21 protein-coding genes are annotated in these 19,522 nt (G+C 71.2%); 9 read left to right on the top strand and 12 right to left on the bottom strand.

The genetic code is table 11. The annotated features are described in order from the left end of the window. Positions 1 to 41 precede the first annotated feature (41 nt). Positions 42 to 965, bottom strand: coding sequence for an alpha/beta hydrolase fold domain-containing protein (locus tag HQQ79_RS03420; protein WP_173032500.1), 924 nt, complete (start codon positions 963 to 965; stop codon positions 42 to 44). A gap of 77 nt (positions 966 to 1,042) precedes the next feature. On the opposite strand from HQQ79_RS03420, the gene HQQ79_RS03415 reads away from it, so the two are divergent. Then, positions 1,043 to 1,408, top strand: coding sequence for a MerR family transcriptional regulator (locus HQQ79_RS03415; RefSeq protein WP_173032499.1), 366 nt, complete (start codon positions 1,043 to 1,045; stop codon positions 1,406 to 1,408). A 13-nt stretch (positions 1,409 to 1,421) separates the two neighbouring features. Here the strand turns inward: HQQ79_RS03415 and HQQ79_RS03410 are convergent, their stop codons facing one another. Then, the gene (locus HQQ79_RS03410) at positions 1,422 to 2,216 is read right to left on the bottom strand and encodes an SDR family oxidoreductase (protein WP_173032498.1); all 795 of its coding nucleotides are present in this window, start codon (positions 2,214 to 2,216) and stop codon (positions 1,422 to 1,424) included. Positions 2,217 to 2,283: 67 nt separating this feature from the next. Here HQQ79_RS03410 and HQQ79_RS03405 point away from each other — a divergent pair, with 67 nt between their 5' ends. Next, positions 2,284 to 2,745, top strand: a complete 462-nt coding sequence (locus tag HQQ79_RS03405; RefSeq protein ID WP_216852160.1) for a MarR family transcriptional regulator — start codon at positions 2,284 to 2,286, stop codon at positions 2,743 to 2,745. Between the two features lie 31 nt (positions 2,746 to 2,776). On the opposite strand, the gene HQQ79_RS03400 is transcribed toward HQQ79_RS03405, so the two are convergent. The 3 genes from HQQ79_RS03400 to HQQ79_RS03390 all read right to left on the bottom strand — a co-directional run bounded on the left by HQQ79_RS03400 (position 2,777) and on the right by HQQ79_RS03390 (position 5,798). Further along, the gene (locus HQQ79_RS03400; protein ID WP_173032496.1) at positions 2,777 to 3,202 is read right to left on the bottom strand and encodes a hypothetical protein; all 426 of its coding nucleotides are present in this window, start codon (positions 3,200 to 3,202) and stop codon (positions 2,777 to 2,779) included. Next, positions 3,199 to 4,419, bottom strand: a complete 1,221-nt coding sequence (locus tag HQQ79_RS03395; protein WP_173032495.1) for a lipopolysaccharide biosynthesis protein — start codon at positions 4,417 to 4,419, stop codon at positions 3,199 to 3,201. The genes HQQ79_RS03400 and HQQ79_RS03395 overlap by 4 nt, the downstream gene beginning before the upstream one ends. A 68-nt stretch (positions 4,420 to 4,487) precedes the next feature. Then, on the bottom strand, positions 4,488 to 5,798 hold the full coding sequence (locus HQQ79_RS03390; protein WP_173032494.1) for an MATE family efflux transporter: 1,311 nt from the start codon (positions 5,796 to 5,798) through the stop codon (positions 4,488 to 4,490). A 496-nt stretch (positions 5,799 to 6,294) separates the two neighbouring features. Here HQQ79_RS03390 and HQQ79_RS03385 point away from each other — a divergent pair, with 496 nt between their 5' ends. Both HQQ79_RS03385 and HQQ79_RS03380 read left to right on the top strand, forming a co-directional pair. Then, complete coding sequence (locus HQQ79_RS03385; protein ID WP_216852159.1) at positions 6,295 to 6,567, top strand: hypothetical protein; 273 nt, start codon at positions 6,295 to 6,297, stop codon at positions 6,565 to 6,567. Positions 6,568 to 6,674: 107 nt separating this feature from the next. Beyond that, on the top strand, positions 6,675 to 7,571 hold the full coding sequence (locus HQQ79_RS03380; protein ID WP_173032492.1) for an exonuclease domain-containing protein: 897 nt from the start codon (positions 6,675 to 6,677) through the stop codon (positions 7,569 to 7,571). A 186-nt stretch (positions 7,572 to 7,757) separates the two neighbouring features. Here HQQ79_RS03380 and HQQ79_RS03375 read toward each other — a convergent pair whose 3' ends face one another. Beyond that, positions 7,758 to 9,095 (bottom strand): uracil-xanthine permease family protein, encoded by a 1,338-nt coding sequence (locus HQQ79_RS03375; protein ID WP_173032491.1) that lies wholly within the window; start codon positions 9,093 to 9,095, stop codon positions 7,758 to 7,760. Between the two features lie 81 nt (positions 9,096 to 9,176). Between HQQ79_RS03375 and HQQ79_RS03370 the strand changes: the two genes are divergently transcribed. Both HQQ79_RS03370 and HQQ79_RS03365 read left to right on the top strand, forming a co-directional pair. Next, positions 9,177 to 11,141 carry a M13 family metallopeptidase gene (locus tag HQQ79_RS03370; RefSeq protein ID WP_173032490.1) on the top strand — a complete coding sequence of 655 codons (1,965 nt, stop codon included), beginning with the start codon at positions 9,177 to 9,179 and terminating at the stop codon, positions 11,139 to 11,141. After that, positions 11,141 to 12,079, top strand: coding sequence for a serine hydrolase (locus HQQ79_RS03365; protein ID WP_071248868.1), 939 nt, complete (start codon positions 11,141 to 11,143; stop codon positions 12,077 to 12,079). Before HQQ79_RS03370 ends, HQQ79_RS03365 begins: the two co-directional genes overlap by 1 nt. Before the next feature lie 155 nt (positions 12,080 to 12,234). On the opposite strand, the gene HQQ79_RS03360 is transcribed toward HQQ79_RS03365, so the two are convergent. From HQQ79_RS03360 to HQQ79_RS03345, 4 genes are all read right to left on the bottom strand, one after another. Further along, complete coding sequence (locus HQQ79_RS03360) at positions 12,235 to 13,110, bottom strand: hypothetical protein (RefSeq protein WP_173032489.1); 876 nt, start codon at positions 13,108 to 13,110, stop codon at positions 12,235 to 12,237. After that, positions 13,055 to 13,522, bottom strand: a complete 468-nt coding sequence (locus HQQ79_RS03355; protein ID WP_216852158.1) for a hypothetical protein — start codon at positions 13,520 to 13,522, stop codon at positions 13,055 to 13,057. Before HQQ79_RS03355 ends, HQQ79_RS03360 begins: the two co-directional genes overlap by 56 nt. A gap of 112 nt (positions 13,523 to 13,634) precedes the next feature. Further along, positions 13,635 to 14,063, bottom strand: a complete 429-nt coding sequence (locus tag HQQ79_RS03350) for a GNAT family N-acetyltransferase (protein ID WP_173032487.1) — start codon at positions 14,061 to 14,063, stop codon at positions 13,635 to 13,637. Between the two features lie 12 nt (positions 14,064 to 14,075). Further along, the gene (locus HQQ79_RS03345) at positions 14,076 to 14,756 is read right to left on the bottom strand and encodes a DUF4232 domain-containing protein (protein WP_173032486.1); all 681 of its coding nucleotides are present in this window, start codon (positions 14,754 to 14,756) and stop codon (positions 14,076 to 14,078) included. A 99-nt stretch (positions 14,757 to 14,855) separates the two neighbouring features. Here HQQ79_RS03345 and HQQ79_RS03340 point away from each other — a divergent pair, with 99 nt between their 5' ends. After that, positions 14,856 to 15,131 carry a hypothetical protein gene (locus HQQ79_RS03340; RefSeq protein ID WP_027467022.1) on the top strand — a complete coding sequence of 92 codons (276 nt, stop codon included), beginning with the start codon at positions 14,856 to 14,858 and terminating at the stop codon, positions 15,129 to 15,131. Between the two features lie 89 nt (positions 15,132 to 15,220). Here HQQ79_RS03340 and HQQ79_RS03335 read toward each other — a convergent pair whose 3' ends face one another. Together HQQ79_RS03335 and HQQ79_RS03330 are read right to left on the bottom strand one after the other, a co-directional pair. Further along, positions 15,221 to 15,619 carry an NUDIX domain-containing protein gene (locus HQQ79_RS03335; protein WP_083404464.1) on the bottom strand — a complete coding sequence of 133 codons (399 nt, stop codon included), beginning with the start codon at positions 15,617 to 15,619 and terminating at the stop codon, positions 15,221 to 15,223. 35 nt (positions 15,620 to 15,654) lie between these two features. Continuing rightward, positions 15,655 to 16,977, bottom strand: coding sequence for a glutamyl-tRNA reductase (locus HQQ79_RS03330; protein WP_173032485.1), 1,323 nt, complete (start codon positions 16,975 to 16,977; stop codon positions 15,655 to 15,657). 38 nt (positions 16,978 to 17,015) lie between these two features. Here HQQ79_RS03330 and hemE point away from each other — a divergent pair, with 38 nt between their 5' ends. Further along, entirely contained in the window at positions 17,016 to 18,152 is a 1,137-nt protein-coding gene (gene hemE, locus HQQ79_RS03325) for a uroporphyrinogen decarboxylase (RefSeq protein WP_173032484.1), read from the top strand. Then, positions 18,149 to 19,465, top strand: coding sequence for an NAD(P)/FAD-dependent oxidoreductase (locus HQQ79_RS03320; RefSeq protein ID WP_367948050.1), 1,317 nt, complete (start codon positions 18,149 to 18,151; stop codon positions 19,463 to 19,465). The genes hemE and HQQ79_RS03320 overlap by 4 nt, the downstream gene beginning before the upstream one ends. Positions 19,466 to 19,522 lie beyond the last annotated feature (57 nt).

Raw genomic sequence — 19,522 nt, 5'->3', positions numbered from 1 at the left:
GCGGAGAGTGGGCGGACCTGGACGGTCCGGCAGCGGGTCGTTCAACCGCGCAGCAGCGTGCTGACCGCTCGGGTGGTTGCTGCAGCCTCGGGGATGGGCATGAGCATCCAGTCGTGGAGCATCTCCGGGCTCTCGTGCACGGTCACGGTCACGGTCGCGTCCGTCGCCGCGCTGGCTCGGGCAGCGAAACGGTGTGCGTCGGGGTTGAGGATGTCCCTCGTGCCCGTGAAGACGTGGACCCGTCCGATGCCGTCCAGGTCGGACTGCATCGGGTTGACCGTCGGGCTCTCGACTCCGTCCGCTCCTGCGTAGAGCGTGCCGAGGGCCCGCAGGTGATCCGCGCGGAGCAGCGGGTCGCGCGGGGCAACGGCGGCGATGTCCGGGTTGGACAGCGTCAGGTCGAGGGTCGGGGAGAGCAGGATCGTCGTGTCCGGCCGGGCAGTGTCCGAGGGGAGCGAACGGAGCAGGTTCATCGCCATCGTCGCTCCGGCCGAATCACCCATCAGCGCGACGGGGCCGCCCCCGGCGAGCGAGTCCCAGAGGTCCACGAGGACGGGGTTGACGTCCGCGTGGGTGATCGCGGGGACCAGCGGGTAGATCGGAACGACGAAGGTCCGGCCCGTCATCGCAGCGAGCGCGGCGACGAAGGTCCAGTGCCCGGCGCGAATCTCCGCTGCCCACGCTCCACCGTGCAGGTAGAGGACCGAACCCGTCGTCGCTCCAGAGCGCGGAGCCACCGAGAACACCGGCCACCCCTGGAAGTCCGACTCGACGATGTTCGCCGCACGGCGAGCTTTCCGCGGCGGTTCGAACGCCTTGCGCGTCGAGGGGGCACCGGTGAACCGTGCCGGGTCGAACTGTGTCTCCCGAGTTCGGGTCATGCCGATGATCGTCGACAGGAGTCGGCTCCGCACGCTGGCCTTGCCGGGAGACGTGGTGTGTGCGGTGAATGCGGAGGGAGCCATGGGAGTCCGTTCTGGTGCGGCGGTCGCTACTGGCCTTACGCTAAACATTGACATCAGCGTCAAGGTCAAGAGGAACGATGAAGATCGGCGAACTTTCCCGGCGGACGGGCGCGAGCGCGAGGTCGCTGCGGTACTACGAGAACCTGGGCCTGATCAGCTCGAGCCGTCAGCCCAACGGCTACCGCGACTACGACGCGGCAACCGTGGCCGAAGTCGAGACGATCAAGTCGCTGCTGGGCCTCGGGTTCTCGACGGCCGTCATCGGCGAAGTGATCTCCTGCGATCGGATCGGCGAAGTCGAGAGCTGCGAGGTGGTGCGGAGCCGCGTCGCTGAGCTCCGTGACGAGATGGCCGCACGGGCTGACGAACTCATCCGGCGCCGTGACGCGCTGGCGGCTTCCTTGGTGGCGACGGACCGCAGCGACGCGTTCGCAGCCCGGTAGCGCCTCCGGTTCTTCAGGCGATGTAGCGCTGCGCGAGGCCCGGCTTGATGTTGCCGGACAGGATCGCCCGTTCCGTCTCGCCCAGCTGCGCCAGCAGACCCTCGTCCTCCAGGCCCGGCAAGCACACGACTTCGCCGTTCCGGAAGGCCGCCAGGGCGGCCACGGAGACGTCGTCCGGTGTCATCGCCATCGGCGACACCGATGCGCCACCGTTCCACTCCGACGACACGAGCCCCGGGCAGACGACCGTCGCGTGCACTCCGGTGCCGGCGAGTTCCGAGGCGAGCACACGGGTGAACGCGACCATCCCCGCCTTCGCACCGACGTAGAGGGCCCGGTGCGGGAGCCCGCGACCACCGGCAGGCGCATTCGCGACGCCAGCGCTGAACGCCAGGTTCGATGCGATCGCGATGATGCCGCCCCGTGCGCGGTCCAACATGCCGGGAAGAGCCGCTCGGGTGAGGAGCGGCGTCGCGTCCGCGTTGAGGGTCCACGCCCGCCGGAGCTCGTCCGGGTCGATCTCCGCGAACGGGCCGTAGGCGCTGACGCCGGCGTTCGAGACCAGGACGTCGATGTCTCCGGATCCGGCGCGATCGACGACGCGTTCCAGGGCGGCGCGGTCGGACAGGTCTGCGACGAGGACCTCTACCGATGCTCCGTGCTCAGCGAGATGGTCCCGTGCTGCCCGGAGGCGGTCGTCACGGCGCGCGACCAGGACGAGGTCGTGGCCCTGCTTCGCGAGATCGGTTGCGATGGCTGCGCCGATGCCGCTGCTGGCGCCGGTCACGAGGGCGAGGGGTCGAGTCATCAGATTCCTAACGTGGTTGTCAACTATCAAGCACTTTATACCCATCAGTCGATGTAGCATCGGAATCGTGACTGACGACCAGAGGCCCTCTCCAGCGCCTGCTCCGGCCGATCGGGTCGTGTGGGCGCTCCGGCGAGCCGAGCTCGTCGTGCAGGCTGAGAAGGAGCGGGGCTTGCGTCCGCTCGGTCTCGCGCCAGCGCACTACACCTTCCTCGCGTCGTTGCAGGCCGAACCAGGACTGACCGGCGCCGAACTCGCCCGGCGGCTCGGTGTGACCCCGCAGGCGGTGGCCTCGCTCGTCCGGCGGCTCGAGGAGCGAGCGCTCGTCGAACGGCGCGCACACCCGCGGCACGGACACGTGCACGAGCTGCACCTGACCGCTCCCGGACATGCGGTGTTGATCGACGCGGAGGTCGTCATCGACGCCGTCGAGCAGGAGGTCACGCGCGTCCTCGGAACCGATGGAGCGCAGCAGCTGCGGAGCCAGCTCGAGTTGTTGACGCGCACCATCGGGGGTTCCGTGAACTGACCGGCGACAGGAACAACGCGGCGCGTGCGGGCTAGTCCTTCTCGGCGGACAGTTCCGCCGTCATGCTCCAACCCTGACGTTCCGTCCACGACAGCGTGACCCAGCAGTCCTTCGCCCGCTTGTCCGCAGGGTGCACGAAGACGCCGACGATGGTCGTCACCACCGCATCGTTCGAGGTGACCTTCGCACCCGGTGTCAGGAGCGGCTCGCAGACCTTCCACGCCGTGACCGCGCCGGAACGCTGATCCTGTCCCACCGCCGACACGAAGCGGTGTTCGTCGTGCTCCTCGAGACCCTCGACCGCTGCTTGTCTCGCGGCGGTCTCCGAGGCGTCGGAGGGTTCGCCTCCGACATCGGTCGGGACGTTGTGTCCGGAGCAGCCGGCCAACGCGACCGCGGCGACGATCCCGATGCTCGTGAGCAGCGGGGTCCGCGAGTGGTTCCGTGCGAGCTTCATGCGACATTCCCTACGGATTGTTGAGGCACGGCGCTGGTGCGCACCCCGAGCCCGACCACCGCGACCAGGTTAACCGCACTCCCGACCAAGAACCCCGTGGTGCCACCTGCGACACCCGCGACGGGTCCGAGCACCGCCATGAGCCCAGCGCCGACGACGAACCCGGCGACCGAGGCGAGGGCGACCTGGCGCGAGCGCCCAGCGGCGAGCAGCAACGCCGCCGGCACAAGTCCGACGGTGAACACCCACACCGCGACCATCAGGTACCGCAGGTCCGCGACGGCAGCGGCACCCTCGGCGGGGTAGACGATCGGCAGGAACCACCCGGCGAGCAGGGCGACCAGGCCGAAGACGACGGCGGAAGCAGCAGCGAACCCGACGACGAGCAGCAGCGCTCCGCGGGAGCGCAACGATCCACCATCGGTCCGGTGCGCGAACGCCGGCACGAGCACCTGCCCCAACGCTTGCCCGAGCATCGACGCCGGTGTCGCCAGGGTGAAGGCAGCGGCGTAGACACCGGCGGCGTGCGCCGAGGAGGTCACCTGCGCCGAGATCATCGTCAACTGCAGCAACCCGTTCGAGGTCACCACCGCCAGCACGTTCCACGCTGCGAACCCGAGCACCCCGGCAGCGGGTTCGTGCGAAGCCGGCGAGAAGCCGTTGCCCCGGGGCCAGCACGCGATCGCGAACACCGTGTACCCGATGGCCAGGGGCAGCAGTACGAACGGCTCGAGCCGGGCGACGCACGCCACCACGAGCAACCCGAGCGCCAGCACGCTGGTCACGGAGTCCCAGAGTGCGACCCGGGGTGCCCGGTCGTAGCCGAGTTGCGCGCCGCGGGCGTAGCAGTAGAGGCCGTAGCCGACGACGACCGCGGCACCACCGAGCACCATCCCGGGGCCGTTGCCCCAGGCCAGCGCGATCGGCACGGTGACCGCCGCGAGCACCACGCTCGACACCAGCATCGACACCCCGAGCAGCCGGTTCACCGCGGCATCGGAGTGCCGACGCCGTAGCGCGATCGCCAGGAACCGCGATGCGGTGTTGCCCGCGGCGTTCGGCCAGAGCAGGGCGACGAACACCGAGAGCGACAGCAGGGCGGTGGTCTGCCCGAGGGTCTCGGTGCCGAACACACGCCCGACGACGACGGTCACGAGCAGCTTCGCGATGCCCTGCACCCCGATGCCGACCGTGGCGAGCACGGCCGACGAAGCCACCGAGGACGACGGTGCCGCAGGAGAATCAGGCCCGGCGGACGAAGCGGGCCCAGCCGGAGACGGCCCGCTCACCGCGCCAACGCCTGTTCCACCCAGCCGCGCCGGTGCGCCCGCACCCCGAGCGTCACCGCCCGGACCCCGATGTACCCGAGGGCGAAGGCCGCCCACAACCCCGCGAGCGTCCCACCGGCCCACCAGAGCAGCGGCAGGTACACGACGAGGTTCACGCCTCCGGCGACGGCCAGGTAGCGCGCGTCCCCGGCGCCGATCAGCACCCCGTCGAGCACGAAGACGTACCCGGCGACGGGCATCCCGACGGCGATGAGCACCAGCACGACGGGCAGGGCGTCCCGCACCGCCTGCGAGTCCGAGAACACCGGCCCGAGCACCCCGCTCACGGCCAGGGTCAGCACCCCGAGCAGCACACCGCCGGCGATCCCGAGCAGCACGAGCCGTCGCGTCACCAGTCGCACCCGCTCCGGGTCGCGTCCGCCGAGTCCGTGCCCGACGAGCGCCTGCCCGGCGATCGCCAGGGCGTCGAGCGCGAACGCCAGCGTCGAGAAGACGGTCAGCCCTACCTGGGTCGTCGCCAGCCCGGTGGTCCCCAGCCCGGCAGCGGCCCCGACGGTCGCGAGCATCGCGATCCGCAGCGACGCGGTCCGCAGGAACAGCCATGCCCCCGACCGCAGGGCCCGTGCGACGCCCGAGGCGCCCGGCCGCAGCGGCGCCCCCGACGACCGAGCGGCCCGCACCGCGATGCGCACGTAGACGACGGCCATCGCCCACTGCACGATGACGGTGCCGGCGGCGGATCCCTCGACGCCCCAACCGGCGCCGTAGATCAGGACGGCGTTGAGCAGCCCGTTCGCGACGAACCCGATGGTCGCGACGACGAGCGGGGTCTTCGTGTCCTGCAGCCCACGCAGCAGTCCGGTCGAGGCGGTCACCACCAGGATGCCGGGCAGCCCGATCAGCGAGATGGTCAGGTACGCGGTCGCCGCGGCCGACACCTCGGCCGAGGCGCCGAACAGGTCGACGAGCGGTCCGGCGAGCGGCCACCCGACCAGCGCCAGCACCACCCCCAGCACGAGCGCGAGCCACATCCCGTCGATGCCCGCGTGCACGGCTCCGCGACGGTCGCCACCACCGAGCGCCCGTGCCACGGCCGGGGTCGTCGAGTACGCCAGGAACACCAGCAGCCCGGTCACCGTCGACAGCACGGCACTCGCGAGCCCGACGGCCGCCAGCGGCGTCGCCCCGAGGTGCCCGACGAGCGCGGTGTCGGTGAGCAGGAACAGCGGCTCGACCACGAGTGCTCCGAGCGCCGGCACCGCCAGCCGCACGATGTCGCGGTCGACCGCGCGCCGCTCAGCGGTCACAGCGGGTCGCGTCGGTCGGTGCACCGACCCATTCTGTCGGCGATGCCGACCCGTCGTCGTCGCCGGGCGGGGTGGACGCGGCCCCGTGACGGACTGGAGGCCCGTGGCCGTGTCCGCCACGGGCCTCCAGTCCGGTGGTCCCACGTCGTCAGGCCGGACGCGCGTTCCGGCCGACCACTCGCGTCAGTCGGCGCGCGGTTCCGCGGGGACGGCGCCGGTGGGACCTGCTCGCCCAGCCGACCGCTGCTGTGCCGGCCATGTTGCCCGCGCGGTTCGAAGACCTCGCCTTCGGCGATCGCGTCGGACTCCCAGAGGGACACCCTCGGCTCGTGAACCGTCCAGTTCGGGATACGTTCGCCACGTGGAGAGCGTTCGACATGCTGAGCTGATCGCAGAGCTCGAGGTGTCTCGTGCCGAGGGATGGGGTCCGCGCGCTCTGCTCGCATGTCTCCGAAAGCTCCGCGACGGCGGCCCGACCGAGGCGGCAAGCGTCGTCGTGCACGACGCCTGGGCCACGGCTGACGAGTTCCGCGTCGTCTACGACTCCCCGTGGCAAGGTCCTCGCGTCGGGATCATCCGCGACCGGTGGACGACGATCGACCGCACGGACGCCTACGCAACCGGCGACCAGCCGACTCCAGAGGAGTTCGGACAGGAGGTCGCGGACTTCAACATCGGCGAACCACTTGGCGCTTACCTCGACATCCTCGATTTCGACGCCGCTGGCCTGGGCTGGTGGGGCCACATCCCGTTGCGCAGTCGACGCTGATCACCCTGCACTCGCTCGACTGGCGGTGACCCTCGAGCGATGACCGGACACTCCAGTCGAGGGGCAGATGGAGCGAAGAACGAGCGGTTCTCACCTAAGCTGCCAGCATGACGCTGAGCTTCGTCGCCCTCGACTTCGAGACGGCCAACTTCGACCGTGCATCGGTTTGTGCCGTTGGCCTCACCACGGTCATCGACGGGGCTGTCCAGTCCACGACGTCCTGGTACGTCGAACCGCCCACCGGGCTGGACTTCACCAACACGTACCTCCACGGCATCGGGCCGGACGACGTCGACGGCGCCCCGACCTGGCCTGAGACCCTCCAGCAGCTGCGCACCGTCACGAACGGACTTCCGGTCGTCGCCTACAGTCCCTTCGACAAGGGCGTCTACAACGCGGCCAACGCGCTCACAGGAGCGCCCGACCCGCAACTGGACTTCCTCGATGCTCTTGCCGTGGTCCGGCACCACTGCAAACTGCCCAGCCACCGTCTTCCGCTGGTCGTCGAACACTTTGCTCTACCTGACTTCCATCACCACGAAGCCGGCGCTGACTCGCTCGCCTGCGCGCTGATCATCCTGCGCATCGCCGAGGAGCAACAGATCGACAGCGTCGAGGAACTCTGGGCTGCCGTGCCAACCCGGTCGACGGGCAGCAACCGAGCTGGCCGTGTGTACCAGCGCAAGGCCGACCTTCCTCAACCGGCCACTGAGGCGGATCCGGCTCATCCCCTGTTCGGAGAGGTCGTGTGCTTCTCTGGCGACCTCGACAGTTACACCCGCGCCGAGGCGCAGACGCTCGTCGCTTCGTTCGGAGCGGTCGTCTCGGGCAACGTGACCAAGAAGACCACGCTGGTCGTGATGGGTGGCTTCGACCCCGCAACGCTCCGCCCCGGAACGACCCTCAGTGGGAAGGTCCAACGAGCAAAGGACCTCGCCGCCACGGGGCAGATCATCGAGATCGTCACGGAGCAGACGTTCCTCGAGATCGTCGCCGTCGCGTAGGTCGAGTTCCGGCGAGCTCCGAGGGCATGGGATCGAGCGGCTTCCGGTCCGGACGCGCAGAACGCGATCTCCGTCCGCGGCTGACCCCGTGACGGACTGGAGGCCCGTGGCCGTGTCCGCCACGGGCCTCCAGTCCGGTGGTCCCACGTCGTCAGGCCGGACGCGCGTTCCGGCCGCCCACTCGCGTCAGTCGGCGCGCGGTTCCGCGGGGACGGCGCCGGTGGCGGCGTGTGCGGGGTCGGCGACCTCGGTGGAGGGCTCGTCGGTGCCACGGGCCCGGCCGATGACGTCCATCACGTGGTAGACGACGATCGCGGCGATCGTGCCGACGATGATGCCGCCGAAGCTCGCCTGGCCGAACGTGAACGTGAAGTTCGCGATGCCGATGATCAGGGCGATGCCGGCCGTCAGCTGGTTCTTCGGCTTCGAGAAGTCGACGCGGTTCTCGACCCAGATCCGGATGCCGATGACGCCGATCAGGCCGTAGAGCGCGGTGGTGGCGCCGCCGAGCACGCCGGCCGGCACCGAGGAGATGACGGCGCCGATCTTCGGCGACAGGCCGAGCAGGACGGCCGCGATGGCGGCGACCCAGTAGGCGGCCGTCGAGAAGACGCGGGTGGCGGCCATGACGCCGATGTTCTCGCCGTAGGTGGTGGTGGCGGAGCCGCCGCCGACGCCCGCCAGCACGGTCGAGATGCCGTCGGCGAAGAGCGCGCGACCGGTGAGCGGCGTGAGGTCACGGCCGGTCAGCTGCCCGACGCCCTTGACGTGGCCGACGTTCTCGGCGACCAGCGCCAGGACGACCGGCACGAACGCCAGGTAGATCGCGAGCTGCGACGGGTCGAACGCGGGAGCGGTGAACTCCGGCAGGCCGATCCACGGCTTGTCACCGACCTTCGAGAAGTCGACCTGGCCGCCGATGAGCGCCGCGACGTAGCCGACGAGCACACCGATGACGATCGACAGCCGGCCGATCAGGCCCTTGAACAGGACCGTGACCAGGATGATCGCCGCCAGGGTGATGAGCGCGATGACCGGGGCCGCCGTGAAGTTGTCGCGGGCCGCCGGAGCCAGGTTGAAGCCGATCAGGGCGACGATCGCGCCGGAGACCACCGGGGGCATCAGCCGGTCGATCCAGCCGGCACCGGCCAGGTGGACGACGAGTCCGACGATCGCGAGCAGCGCACCGACGACGATGATGCCGGACAGGGCGAGCGGGATGCCGCCGATCTTGGTCGCCGCACCGATCGGGGCGATGAACGCGAACGACGAGCCGAGGTAGCTCGGCAGGCGGTTGCCCGTGATGAGCAGGAACAGGATCGTGCCGATACCGCTGAACAGCAGCGTCGTCGACGGCGGGAACCCGGTCAGCAGCGGCACCAGGAACGTGGCGCCGAACATCGCGACGACGTGCTGCACCCCGAGGCCGATCGTCCGGGGCCAGGTGAGCCGTTCGTCGGGTGCCACGATCGTCGTCGCGGAGACGGTCTTGCCGTCTCCGTGCAGCTTCCACGGAAGTCCCATGCGATGACCGTACCGGCAGCCGTGTGCCGGTGACGACCCGGATCGACCTGCCCCATGGGGTCGGTGGCTATCGTGGACCGCATGACCGACGTCGCACGTGCCTCCGGCATCCACACTGACGAACTCGACCCCGCGGTGCGCCCCCAGGACGACCTGTACCGCCACGTGAACGGGACCTGGATCGAGGCGACGCCGATCCCCGACGACAAGGCCCGGTACGGCTCCTTCACGGTGCTGGCCGAAGCCGCCGAGATCGCCGTGCGCGACATCATCGAGCGCTCGCAGCAGGCCGCCCCCGGCACCGAGGAGCGCAAGGTCGGTGACCTCTTCACCTCGTTCACCGACGAAGCGCGGCTCGAGGAGCTCGGCACCGCACCGATCGAGCACCTGCTCGCCGAGATCACCGAGATCCAGTCCGTGCCCGAGGTCATCGCCGCCGTCGGCCGCTTCGAGCGCATCGGCCTGCCGAGCTTCCTGCAGCTCTTCGTCGACAACGACCCGGGCGACCCCGAGTCCTACGTCGTGTTCCTGGAGCAGTCCGGCCTCGGGCTGCCCGACGAGTCGTACTACCGCGAAGACCGCTTCGCCGACATCCGCGAGAAGTACCGCGAGTTCGTCGCGGCGATGTTCCCGCTCGCCGGCCTCGACGACGGCGGCGCCCGCACCGAGCACGTCATCGCGCTCGAGACGGCGCTCGCCGCCCAGCACTGGGACAACGTCACGACCCGCGACAGCCAGAAGACCTACAACAAGCTGCCCTGGGCCGAGGTCGCCGCGCTCGCGAAGGGCGTCGACCTGCAGACCTGGTGGCAGGCCATCGACGCCCCGGCTGGCGCGTTCGAGACCGTCGTGGTGCGCGAGCCCTCGTTCATCACCGGCCTGGCGGACCTGCTGAACGACCAGCCGCTCGAGGTCTGGAAGGACTGGCTGCGCTGGCAGGTCATCCGTGGCTCCGCCGCGTACCTGACGAGCGCGTTCTCGGCCACGAACTTCTCGTTCTACGGCACCGCACTCACCGGTGCGCCCAAGCAGCGCGACCGCTGGAAGCGCGGCGTCTCGCTGGTCGAGGGCGCGATGGGCGAGGCCGTCGGCCGCATCTACGTGCAGGAGCACTTCGACGAGACCTCGAAGGCCGAGATGGACGACCTCGTCGCCAACCTGGTCGAGGCGTACCGGCAGAGCATCACCGCGCTCGACTGGATGACCGACGAGACCCGTGCCCGTGCGCTCGACAAGCTCGACAAGTTCACGCCGAAGATCGGCTACCCGGTGAAGTGGCGCGATTACTCGGCGCTGCCCGTCCGTGCCGACGACCTGGTCGCGAACGTCCGCGCGGTCGCCTCGTTCCAGGTCGACCGCGAGCTCGGCAAGATCGGCAAGCCGATCGACCGTGACGAGTGGTTCATGACCCCGCAGACGATCAACGCGTACTACAACCCCGGTTTCAACGAGATCGTGTTCCCGGCCGCCATCCTGCAGTTCCCGTTCTTCGACGCGAACCGCGACGCCGCCGCGAACTACGGCGCGATCGGTGCCGTCATCGGCCACGAGATCGGCCACGGCTTCGACGACCAGGGGTCGCAGTACGACGGCGACGGCAAGCTCGAGAACTGGTGGACCGAGGCCGACCGCGCGGCGTTCGAGGAGCGCACGAAGGCCCTCATCGCCCAGTACGACGCCCTGGTGCCGACCGAGGTGCCCGACGGCCACGTGAACGGTGCCCTGACGATCGGCGAGAACATCGGTGACCTCGGTGGCCTGTCGATCGCGTGGAAGGCGTACCTGCTGTCGCTCGACGGCCAGGAGCCCCCGGTCGTCGACGGCCTCACCGGTGCCGAGCGCTTCTTCCTGAGCTGGGCACAGGCCTGGCGCATGGCGATCCGCCCGGAAGAGGCGGCTCGTCTGCTGAGCATCGACCCGCACTCGCCCAACGAGTTCCGCTGCAACCAGGTCGTGCGGAACATCGACGTCTGGTACGACACCTTCGGCGTGACCGAGCAGGACGCGATGTACCTCGACCCCGCCGAGCGCGTCGCGATCTGGTGATGACGGAGCCGGACGCGGCCCGGTCGTCGCGCCGCCGGCGACCGGACGACCGCCCAGCAGGTGGCGGCCGCGGTCGTGGGCGGCACAGCGGCCGGTCCGACGACCGCTTCACCGCCACCACCGAGGCCCTCGGCGCCCTCGCGCTCGAGGGCGCCGGGGTCAGCGCCTCGGTGATCGACACCTCGAGCGGCAAGGCCCTGCTCGCGATCGACGACACCCTGGTGCAGCCGGTCGCGAGCCTGGGCCGCGTCCTGTTGCTCATCGAGGTCGCCGCCCAGCTCGAGGACGGCCGCCTGCACGGTGACCGACTGCAGCGCATGGCCCGTGACACCGCGACCGGTGCCGGCCTGTGGCAGTTCCTGCAGGAGCCGACCATGCAGGTGCCCGACCTGGCGACCCTGGTCGGGGCCACCGCCGACGCCTGGGCCATGAACGCACTGCTGTCGACCGTCGGCATCGACGCCGTCCGCGAGCGTGCGGAGTCCCTGGGCATCGAGCGCACGGCGTTGATCGACCGTGTGCGGGACCGCCGCGGACCGGACGACGCCCCCGACGCCTCCGTCGCACCGACCGGGGAGCTGTCGTGGGTGATGCGCGGACTGGCGCTCGGCGAGGTCGTCGACGAGGCGGTGTCCAACCGCGTGCTCGGCTGGTTGTCCCTGGCGAGTGACCTGAACCTGGTCGCCGGGTCCTTCGGGCTCGACCCCCTGGCGCACCGTGCACTCGACCACGGGTTGCAGGTCGTCGCGGTCACCGGGTCGAGCACCGGCGTGCGGGCCGAGGCGGGGATCCTGCGGGGGCCCGGGTCGTCGGTCAGCTACGCGGTGACGGTGACGTTCGACGACGCCTCGTTGCAGCGGCGGTTGGCCGTCGTCGAGGCGCTGCGGACCATGGGCACCGAGGTGCTCGAGGCGGTGCACGCCCCGGCTCGTCGCTGAGGGCGCTCGCCGTAGCCGCTCGGCGCTCGGCGCCCGTGCCGAGTTTCGGTCCGGCGGACAGATCGCGGGCGCAGCAACGGCGATACTGTCCGCGGGGCCGAGACTCGGGGACCCGCGGGCGCTACGGGCGGGTGCCGGAACGCGGTGTCGGCGTGTCAGGGCCGCGGGACGCAGACCGACTCCGCGCTCAGGCTCAGGCAGTCGACCGTGCCCCGGATGCTCGCCGTGGCAGGATCCGCATCCGTTGACGACGACCAGTAGTCCCGCCCCATCGCCCGGCCGCTGACCTCGAGGCCCTCTGACGTCCACAGCGCGGTCACGGCGTCGAACGGCCCCTGCGCGTCGTCGACGATCTGGAACACGGGCACGATGCTGGACGCCGTAGCGCGGGTGCCGGTCGCATCGGGTGACCAGGTCGATCCGGGCGGCGCGCACTGTTCGGTGCCCGTGGTCACGGTCGCCGGGACCCCGGCAGCGTCGGCGGGGCGCTCGAGGAACGCCCGGAGCGTCGCGGCCCGGTCGCTGACGTCGGCGGCCACCCACGGGGTCGGCGACGGTCCGGACGTCGGGGTGCCCGGGGCGGTGGCGTCCAGAGGCTTCTTCGCGTCGAGGGGGAGTCCCTTCCAGCCACTTGTCCCGTCGAGGCCGACGGAGAACGCGGTACGCGGAGCGCGGTGTGCATCGGCGGCTTCGTCCGTCGTCCGGACGAGGACGTCGGCGACGGCGCCGAGTCGTTCGCCGTCGATCGACAGGTACGGGCGTTCGGCCTCGGCAGCCGTGTCGGTGGCAGCCTGCGCCGCGTCGGCCGAGGCCTGCGCAGCGTCGGCGTAGGTCGTGCCCGGTGAGTAGTACAGGCCCTCGAAGTCTTTGTCACCGTCGCGGTCGAACCCGTCGATCGTGCGCAGGAGTGCTCGCCCGGGGTGCGTCGCCGTGATCCCCACCGAAACGTCACCACGGATCAGGGAGGCCGGGTGGTCACCGACGATCGGACGGGCCTGCGCGACGGCGTCGGTGAAGCTGACGCCCGGCACGAGCCAGATCGTGGAACGTGACCGGGGTCGCCCACAGCCGGTGCACGAAGGGCTCCGCGCGCAGCCGTGCGGCCAGGTCGACGACGTCGGGGTCCATCGGGTCGACTGCGACCGGCGCCGACGCCCGGCCGCGGGGCACGTCCACGGTCACCGACAGCGTCGTGCCGGTGACACCCCGCGCTGCCGTGTGCCGGATCCGTTCGGCGACGGCGAGGTCCGTCGTGTCGGCCTGAACCTCGAGCGAGGTGATCCAGTTCTGCGGGTCGTCCTTCGCGTCGACCTGACGGATCTCGCCCTCGGCCGTGTCGACCCCGGGCAACCGCTCGACCCGGGTGATGAGCTTCGCGAGCGCCGGTTCCGACCCCGGCCGGCGGTGGTGGCGACGTGCACGCGGCGAGGGTGAGCACGACACCGAGCGCGGTCGCGAGGGCTGCCGCTGAACGTGTCCGTGCGCGAGCCCCCATGCGTCCGAGTCTAGGAACGCCCTGCTGGCGCGTGGAATCGGTCGCGAGACCCATCCGTGCTCAGCGCAGGAGCACGAAGGAGCGCAGCGGCTGTGGTTCGACGTCGTGGGCCTCCACGAAGCCACGTGACTCGTAGAACGCTCGTTGCCCCGGCTCGTCGTCGGTGAGCAGGACCGTCTGGCGAACGCCGGCGTACCGCTGCAGGACGGCGTCGAGCAGTGCACCACCGATGCCGGACCGGTGCGCGGACGGCAGGACCAGGACGTCCTGCACGTACACGATCGTCACCCCGTCGGAGACCGTGCGGACCAGACCGAGCAGGTACCCGTCGTCGTCGCGGGCCGTCAGCACGGTGTGGGAGCCGGCGATCGCCGCGGTCAGGGCTGCGGGGTCCTGCGTGTACGCGGTCCACCCGACGGCGTCGTACAGCGCCACCAGCTCATCGGTGCCCGGTCGTTCGTCGCTGATCGTGGTGGTCACGGTGCCCATCGTGCCCGACTCCTACGACGTCGCCTGCCCCTCCGGCACGAACGCCTGCACGGACAGCACCGACGCATCGGCCGACGCACACGCCTGGTAGTCCGTGTCCTTCACGAACAGGGACTGCTTCGACCCGGGCGGGTACACGCGGAAGCCGTCCGGGGTCTTGGGCGAGCAGTCGCCCGCCGAGTAGTTCTCGGCTCGGACGATCTTGAGCGGTGCGACGGCGGTCTTGCCGGGCGCCAGCGTCAAAGTCGGGTGCGGTGAACTCTTCTCCGCGACGGCCGCCGCTCCGATCTGCTTGCCGGTGCCGCCCCCGACGAACGAGACGCCGGGCCACCCCTGCACGGTGCAGCTCGTCGACCCGGTGTTCTCGAGCACCAGGTGCACGATGACGCTGCCGGCGGCACCACCGCTGCCGGCCTCGATGCGTCCGGCCAGCGACGACACCGCGCACCGCTCGCCGGACGCCTCGCCGGTGGTACCGGATCCGGCGGACGAGCCGGACCCGGCGGACGGTGCCGCCGAGGCGGACTCCGCGGACGACTGCGGCGTGGACGCCGACGCGGACGGCGACGGCGCGGGCGCGGTAACGGTCTCGGTGGCGGCGGGCTGCCCGTCCGAGGCGCACCCCGCCAGGGTCCCGACGGCGACGAGCCCGGTCACGACGAGCAGGAACTTCGATCGGCTGCTGCGTTGCATGTTGCACAGGCAACCACCGAACGCCGCATCCGGCTCGGTCGGCGTCCAGGGACCACGGGCACACTCCGAGGCAAGCAACCCGAGCAGCGGAGGTCGGACATGACGGGCAAGCACGAACAGGCACGAGGCGACGAAGGTCGCGCGGACGGGGTCGAACCCCGCGCCGGAGCCTTCACGGACAGCGAGATCCCGGGCGAGGAGCACGTCGAGTCGACGGAGCCCGTCGGCGAGTTCGTCTCGAGCGACATCCCCGGTGAGACGCGTCCGACCGGAGCCGGACCCGACGGCGAGTACGTCGACTCGGACATCCCCGGCGAGGCCGAGCCGGCCCAGAACGGCGAGGTCGGCGAGTACACCGACACCGACAAGGTCTGACGAACCCGAGCGGAAGCGAGCCCATGCTCAAGGATGAGTACTCATCCTTGAGCATGGGCTCCTCTGCGTTGTCGCTCTGCGCCTGATGGTCAGTCGATGAGCTCCGCCGCCACCAGGCGGCGGAGCGTCTCCACGCCCGCAGGCGGGCAGCGGTCCGCGTCGGCGGAGGTGACCCACTCGACCTCGTCCACCTCGGCCGAGGCGACGGGCGTGGCGGAGTCCAGCGGGCCTCCCGGCCGGACCAGGAACAGCGTCATCGCGACCATGGTCCCCGGAGCCTGCCCGTGGGCGGGCTCGAGCACGACGCCGAACGGGTCGACGTCGTCGGCGGTGAGCCGCAGGCCGGTCTCCTCGTACGCCTCGCGCACCGCGGCCTCGACGTCGGTCTCGTGCGGCTCCGCCTTGCCGCCGGGCAGGTAGAGCACGTCGCGCGCCCGGGCGCGCACCATCAGGACGCGTCGGTCACGCACCAGCAGCAGCGCACTCACGCGCAGCGTGGGTGGTTGCGGAGCGGCCTGGAGGCTCAGCTCGCGTCCGCCTGGTCGTCGCGATCCGAGGTGGTCGGGTCCAGTGCCGTGCGGTCGGCCAGCGGGACGACGGGCGACGGCAGCTCCGGCTCGGCCGCGGGGCGGACGCCGTACAGGGAGTCGATCGCCCCGACGAACTCCTCGCCGCGACCGGCGCGACCGAGCTCACGGGCGCGGACCGAGGGACGGTGCAGCAGGACGCCGACCAGGTGCCGGAGCGCCCGCTCGGTGTGCTCCACGGACTCGCCGTCGGCGTCCGCGCGGCGCTTGGCCCGCTCGATCTCGTCGTCGAGGATGTCGAACACGTGCTTGCGGAACGCCACGAGCGCCGGGGTCGTCGACTGCTCCATCGCCTGCGCGCGGAACCGGGACACGGCGTCGTCGACCATCGCGCGGGCCTCGGACTCGGCGTTCAGCTCGGAGATCGGGGCGTGGATGCTGATCGTCTCGAGGTCGAGCAGTTCGACGCCGTCGACGCCGGCGGCCGCGGGGTCGACGTTGCGGGGGAGCCCGAGGTCGATGACGATGCGGCGGACCCCGTCGTCGAGGTCTGCCGGTGCGACGACCGGGACCTCGCTCGAGGTGCAGGTGATCAGGACGTCGCTCTCGCCGATGGCCTGGCGCAGGTCGCGGGCGGCGACGAGGTCGTGCTTGGCGGCGAACCAGGGTGCCCGGCCCGAGGGCGAGAACACCTGGATGTTCGTGGCGCCGCGGTCTCGCAGTGCGGCGATGGTGGTGGCCGCGTAGCTGCCGGTGCCGACGAGCAGCACGCGGGTGCGGGCCCAGTCGGTGACCCGCGACGAGGCGAGTTCGAGGCCGAGGCGCACGAGCGACCGGCCGGCGGCGCCGATGCGGGTGCGGGTCTTGACGCCGCGTGAGGTGTGCGCGGCTTCTTGGAACAGGCGCTCGAGGTCCGAGGTGGTGGTGCCGTTCGACCGGGCGTCCTCGAGCGAGCGACGGACCTGCCCGGAGATCTCGGTCTCGCCGACGACGACGGACTCGAGTCCGCTCGACACGGCGAACAGGTGCTGCACGACGTCCTTGCCGTCCAGCACGTTGACGGAGTCCAGGACCTCGGTGGCGTCCAGGTCGCTCGCGGCGGCCACGGCCTGCACGGTGGCGGAGACGGCGGAGTCGCTCTCGTCGCCCGCGATGTCGAGGTACGCCTCGAAGCGGTTGCAGGTGGCGAGCACCACGGCACCGTCCAGGACGCCGGCATCCGTGACGAGTCGGCTGGCTGCCGCGGGTGCACCGATGCTCAGTCGCTCCAGGAGATCGAAGCTGGCGTTGCGATGCGACGCCGTGAGACAGATGAGCACGTAGTCAATGGTAACGCGCTCGATGGGAGAATCATCCGGTGACCGAAGCGACGACCACATCCCTCCCCGACTCCCACCCCCTGGCATCAGGGCGGACGAGTGGTTCCCGCCTGGTACGGGCCCTGCGGGGTGACCGTCCGGAGACGCTCCCGGTGTGGTTCATGCGGCAGGCCGGACGGTCCCTTCCGGAGTACCGGGAGCTTCGGATCGGCACAGCCATGCTCGACGCGTGCCTCGACCCGGAGATGGCGTCGGAGATCACCCTGCAGCCGGTCCGCCGGCACGGGGTCGACGCGGGCATCTTCTTCAGCGACATCGTCGTGCCGATCAAGCTCGCCGGAGTGGACGTCGAGATCGTCCCCGGTCGCGGGCCGGTGCTCTCGTCGCCGATCCGCACCCCCGCCGACGTCGACGCCCTCGAGCAGCTCGACCCCGCGGCCCTCGCCCCGATCGAGCAGGCCGTCCGACGCACGGTCGAGCAGCTCGGCGACACCCCGCTGATCGGCTTCGCGGGGGCGCCGTTCACCCTCGCCGCCTACCTGGTCGAGGGTGGCCCGTCCAAGGACCACATCCGCGCCCGCACGCTCATGCACGCCGACCCCGAGACCTGGTCGCGGCTGCTCGCCTGGGCCGCCGAGGTGTCCGGGATGTTCCTCCGGGCACAGGTGCTCGCCGGGGCCTCGGCCGCGCAGCTCTTCGACTCGTGGGTCGGGTCGCTGTCCCGCGCCGACTACGTCCGGTCCGTCGCCCCGCACTCCGCCCGGGCGATGTCGCACGTCGCCGAGCTCGGGGTGCCTCGGATCCACTTCGGCGTCGGCAGCGGCGAGGTACTTGCCGACATGACGACCTTCGGCACCGACACCGTCGGCGTCGACGCGGTCGGGGTCGACTGGCGCCTGCCGCTCGACCAGGCGGTGCAGCGCGTCGGCACCGGCGTCAGCGTGCAGGGCAACATCGACCCGGCGATGCTCTCGGCGCCGTGGGATGTCCTCGAAGCGCACGTCCGCGACGTCGTCCGTCGGGGCGGTGCCGCACGGGCCCACGTCGTGAACCTCGGCCACGGGGTCCCGCCCGAGACCGACCCGGCCGTCCTGACCCGGGTGGTCGAACTGGTCCACTCGCTCGGCGACGGTCGCGCGGACGACGGCGCAGCGCAGGACGGAGCCGACGCGTGACCGACGTCGTCGTGGTCGGCGGCGGGGTCGCCGGGCTCGTCACCGCCCGTGACCTCGCCAAGGGCGGTGCGCACGTGGTGCTCGTCGAGTCCTGGGGCGAACTCGGGGGCATGATCCGTCGGCACACCGTCGGCGGGATCGACCTGGACATGGCGGCGGACTCCTTCGCCACCCGAACGGACGCCGTCGGCCGCCTGGCGATCGAGCTCGGACTCGGCAACGACGTCGTCGCCCCCGACCCGCGCGGCGCCTGGCTGATGACCCGCGACGGCCGAACCTCCCCGATCCCGGCGACCGGGCTCCTCGGCATCCCGAGCACCCCGATGGCCGCCGACGTGCTGGCCGTGGTCGGGCAGAAGGGCGGGCTGCGCGCCCAGATGGACTCGCTGCTGCCGGCACCGGTGGGCGCCAAGGCCTCGTCGCTCGGCGAACTCGTCCGTCGACGCATGGGGGAGCGGGTGCTCGACGACCTCGTGGTGCCGATCGCCGGTGGCGTCCACTCCACGCACCCCGACCAGCTCGACCCTGACCGGGTGGCTCCGGGCCTGCGCGCCGCACTGCTCCGCGAGGGCTCACTCGCCCGGGCCGTCCTGTCGCTGCGGGCACGCGCGGCCGCCGGAACCCCGGTGCAGGGGATCCGCGGTGGAACGGTGCGCCTGGTGGACGAGCTCGTCGCCGACATGGAGACCTACGGGGTGGACGTCCGGCTGCACGCCCGTGCGACCCGCATCGAGGCGCACGCGGTCGAGATCGTCAGCGCCGACGGCACGACCGAACGGCTACCGGCCCAGCACACCCTGTCCTCCGTCGCCGACCCGGAGCGCACGGCAGCCCCCGACCGGACGGGCATCCAGCTCGTCACGCTCGTCGTCGACCAGCCGGAGCTCGACGCCGCCCCGCGCGGCACCGGGATGCTCGTGCACCCGGACGCCCAGGCGGTGTCGGCGAAGGCCCTCACGCACGCGACGGTGAAGTGGCCGTGGCTGGCCGACGTGGCGGACGGACGCCACGTCCTGCGGCTCAGCTACGCGACCACCGCGACGGACCCTGCGGGCGTGGCCACGAGCCTCCCGGTCGACCCGACCGACCCCGTCGGCAGCCGTGCCCTGCAGGACGCGTCCACGCTGCTCGGTGTGCCGATCACGGCCGACCGCGTCAGCGGCGCCGCACGCGTCGGCTGGTACGGACCGGACCTCACCGCGGCCGGATTGGCCGAGGGCGTCGTCGGCATCGGTGAGGCATCGACCGGACGGGGCCTGGCGGGGATCATCGCCGCCGCTCGGAAGGCAGCCGACGAGATCCTCGGTTCCTGAGCGGACCGCGCAGCCCCCGAGGGCTACTGTTGGTCAGACCGCCGGACGTATTCCGTT

This window comes from Curtobacterium sp. VKM Ac-2852 (genome assembly GCF_013205045.1).
Taxonomy (GTDB): Bacteria; Actinomycetota; Actinomycetes; order Actinomycetales; family Microbacteriaceae; genus Curtobacterium; species Curtobacterium flaccumfaciens.
This window is presented reverse-complemented; position numbering and strand designations above follow the sequence as displayed.

What these genes read in the sequence shown, in the direction of transcription:
- HQQ79_RS03400 (WP_173032496.1), bottom strand. Translation starts at nt 3,202, where the DNA reads ATGAAGCTCGCACGGAACCACTCGCGGACCCCGCTGCTCACGAGCATC.
- HQQ79_RS03375 (WP_173032491.1), bottom strand. Translation starts at nt 9,095, where the DNA reads ATGGGACTTCCGTGGAAGCTGCACGGAGACGGCAAGACCGTCTCCGCG.
- HQQ79_RS03345 (WP_173032486.1), bottom strand. Translation starts at nt 14,756, where the DNA reads ATGCAACGCAGCAGCCGATCGAAGTTCCTGCTCGTCGTGACCGGGCTC.
- HQQ79_RS03415 (WP_173032499.1), top strand. Translation starts at nt 1,043, where the DNA reads ATGAAGATCGGCGAACTTTCCCGGCGGACGGGCGCGAGCGCGAGGTCG.
- HQQ79_RS03370 (WP_173032490.1), top strand. Translation starts at nt 9,177, where the DNA reads ATGACCGACGTCGCACGTGCCTCCGGCATCCACACTGACGAACTCGAC.
- HQQ79_RS03350 (WP_173032487.1), bottom strand. Translation starts at nt 14,063, where the DNA reads ATGGGCACCGTGACCACCACGATCAGCGACGAACGACCGGGCACCGAT.
- HQQ79_RS03420 (WP_173032500.1), bottom strand. Translation starts at nt 965, where the DNA reads ATGGCTCCCTCCGCATTCACCGCACACACCACGTCTCCCGGCAAGGCC.
- HQQ79_RS03365 (WP_071248868.1), top strand. Translation starts at nt 11,141, where the DNA reads ATGACGGAGCCGGACGCGGCCCGGTCGTCGCGCCGCCGGCGACCGGAC.
- HQQ79_RS03410 (WP_173032498.1), bottom strand. Translation starts at nt 2,216, where the DNA reads ATGACTCGACCCCTCGCCCTCGTGACCGGCGCCAGCAGCGGCATCGGC.
- HQQ79_RS03380 (WP_173032492.1), top strand. Translation starts at nt 6,675, where the DNA reads ATGACGCTGAGCTTCGTCGCCCTCGACTTCGAGACGGCCAACTTCGAC.
- HQQ79_RS03340 (WP_027467022.1), top strand. Translation starts at nt 14,856, where the DNA reads ATGACGGGCAAGCACGAACAGGCACGAGGCGACGAAGGTCGCGCGGAC.